Genomic DNA, 471 nt, shown 5'->3' with positions numbered 1-471 from the left:
GGTCAGCCTTTCCAGACCATTCAGCTAACAACTTGCTTTATAACTCCTCAAACGAGTGTCAGCTCGTTTCGCCGGGTCCCACAACCCCGACCACGCAACCCCTGACAGGTATCACACGCAACCGGTTTAGCCTCAATCCGCTTTCGCTCGCCACTACTCACGGAATCCCTATTTGTTTTCTCTTCCTACGGGTACTGAGATGTTTCACTTCCCCGCGTTCCCTCCACACACCCTATGAGTTCAGGTTCAGGTGACATCACATGACTGATGCCGGGTTACCCCATTCGGACACCCTGGGATCACAGCTCGGTTGACAGCTCCCCCAGGCCTATCGCTGCCTCCCTCGTCCTTCATCGGCTCCTGGTTCCAAGTCATCCACCGTTCGCCCTTGACAACTTGACCACAAAGATGCTCGCGTCCACTGTGCAATTCTCAACAAACAACCAACCCACAACCCACAGCCCCACACCA

At 54.8% G+C, this 471-nt stretch carries 1 rRNA gene; it reads right to left on the bottom strand.

The features are described from left to right. Nucleotides 1-402, bottom strand: a 23S ribosomal RNA gene (locus JMF97_RS30615); the annotation flags it as partial. Between the last annotated feature and the right edge of the window lie 69 nt (nucleotides 403-471).

The sequence above is a fragment of the Micromonospora fiedleri genome (assembly GCF_016774385.1).
Taxonomy (GTDB): domain Bacteria; phylum Actinomycetota; class Actinomycetes; order Mycobacteriales; family Micromonosporaceae; genus Micromonospora; species Micromonospora gifhornensis.
Note: the sequence above shows the minus strand (reverse complement) of the source record. Positions and strands in the feature narration are given on the sequence as shown.